At 74.9% G+C, this 2,352-nt stretch carries 1 protein-coding gene; it reads right to left on the reverse strand.

The window, feature by feature from the left end; translation table 11 throughout:
* On the reverse strand, positions 1–2,352 hold a 2,352-nt coding region (locus tag ACL06G_RS21390), incomplete at both ends, for a non-ribosomal peptide synthetase (protein WP_412836520.1).

A 2,352-nucleotide genomic window follows, 5' to 3' on the forward strand; every position in this document is an offset into this window, starting at 1 on the left:
GAAGCCTTCGCAGTCCACCTCCACCGCATCGGAGGCAGGGCGCACCTGCTGGTACAGCACCCCTTCCTCCTCGACGAACACCGTGCGCAGCGACTCGTGACGCCCCACCACGTCGCCCAGTGCACTACGCAGCGCGTGCGCGTCGAGCTCACCGGCCAGGCGCAGGGTGTGGGCGACGTGGTAGGCCGAGCCCGTCACCCCGGTGAGGTCCAGGAACCACAGCCGCTGCTGCGCGGGCGCGGCGGGCAGAGCCGCCGGCCGCGCAACCGGCTCCAGCGCCGGCCGGGCGGGATCCGCGGCCCGGAGCAGCTCCGCGAGCCCGGCCACCGTGGGCTGCCGGAAGACGTCGCGCACCGTGAGTTCCGCGTTCAGCACGCCCCGGACGCGGGCCGTCAGCCGCGCCGCGAGCAGTGAGTGACCGCCGATCCGGAAGAAGTCGTCGTCGATGCCGACGACGCGGCCGCCGAGCAGTTCCGCGAACAGGCCGCACAGGATCTCCTGACGCGGCGTGCGCGGTGCCCGGTAGGGGGCGCCCCCGCTGAACTCCGGTGCCGGCAGCGCCCTCCGGTCGACCTTGCCGTTCGGCGTGAGCGGCAGCGCGTCCAGCGGTACGAAGGCCGAGGGCACCATGGACTCGGGGAGCCGTCCCCGCACCTGCGCGTGCAGGTCTGCGAGGTCGGCCGTGCCCACGACGTACGCCACGATGTGCCGCTGGCCGGCCCGGTCCTCGCGCACCGTGACCGTGGCCTTCGCGACCCCGGGGTGGGCCGTCACCGCTGCTTCGACCTCACCGAGCTCCACACGGAAGCCGCGGATCTTCACCTGGTCGTCGGCCCGGCCCACGAACTCGAGTTCACCGTCCGCCCTGCGGCGCGCGAGGTCGCCGGTGCGGTACATGCGGCTGCCGGGCGGCCCGTACGGATCGGCGACGAAGCGCTCCGCGGTCAGCGCCGGGCGGCCGAGGTAACCGTGGGCCAGCCCGTCGCCGCCGACATGGATCTCGCCGACCGTGCCCGCGGGCACCGGGGAGCCGGCCTCGTCGAGCAGCAGCACCCGGGTGTGGGCGATCGGCCCGCCGATGGGCAGTGCCGCACGGTCCTCGTCGGCCGGCACCACCGGGTGCGTGGTCGCGAAGACCATGCTCTCCACCGGCCCGTAGCCGTGCACGATCCGGAGCTCCGGGTGCAGGCGTCGCACCGCGTGCACATGGGCGACCGACGGGGCCTCACCGCCCGTCATCACCTGCCGCAGCGTGCCGAACACCTCCGGATGCGCGTCCGCGACCACTGCGAACAGCCCGGCGGACAGCCACATCGTGGTCACCGCGTGCCGTGCGACGAGTTCCGCGATCCGCACCGGCTCCGGCGTCTGCCCGGGCGCGAGGACGCAGGCGCCACCGTGCAGCAGCGACGGCCACAGCTCCAGCGTGAGCCCGTCCCAGGACACCGGGGCGCACTGCAGGGAGACCTCGCCGGGACCGAAGGAGGCATAGTCCTGCCCGAAGAAGGTGCGCACGGTCGCGCGGTGGGGCGCCGCCACCCCCTTGGGCCGCCCGGTCGAGCCGGAGGTGTAGAGCACGCAGGCCACGTCCTCCGCCGAGACGGCCACCCCCGGGCTGCCGCCGGCGCAGGCGGCGAGCGTGTCCGCCGCCTCGTCGATGCGGACCACGGCGGGGCCCTCCGGTACGCGGCCGCCCAGGGCGCCGTCCGTCACCACCGCCACGACCGCGGCCTCCGTCAGCACCGTGCGGGTCCGCGCCTCCGGGTGCTCCGGGTCCAGCGGCACGTACGCCGCACCGGCCTTGAGCGTCGCCAGCAGACCGGTGACGAATTCCGGGCCGCGCGGCAGCAGTACGCCGACGCGGTCGCCGCGCCGGACGTCCAGGCCGAGCAGGTGGTGCGCGAGGCGGTTGGCGGCGGCGTCCAGTTCGCCGAACGTCACGGTCCGGTCCTCGAAGAACAGGGCGGGGGCGTGCGGCCGTGCCGCGGCCTGCTCCTCGAAGAGCTCGTGGAGGCAACGCGAGGACGGGTAGGGCGTCTCCCGCCCGCGGCCGATCGCCGGCAGCGCCTCCCGCTCCTCCGCGGTCAGGACCTCCGCGGACCACAGCCGCAGGTCCGGGTCCGCGGCGGCCTGGGACATCAGGTGGACGAAGCGCCGCGCCAGCCGGTCCACCGTCGACCGGTCGAACAGTGCGGTGGCGTACTCCAGCACTGCGGCGACGCCGGAGGGCGAGCCGTCGTCCGTCCGGGTCTCCGTCAGCAGGAACGACAGATCGAACTTCGCCGTGCCCACGGGCACCGGCGCGGCCTCGACCTCCAGGCCGGCGATGCGGGCCTCCGCCCCGCTGTTGTT

Origin of the sequence: Streptomyces callyspongiae (assembly GCF_047200695.1) — a bacterium.
GTDB lineage: Bacteria > Actinomycetota > Actinomycetes > Streptomycetales > Streptomycetaceae > Streptomyces.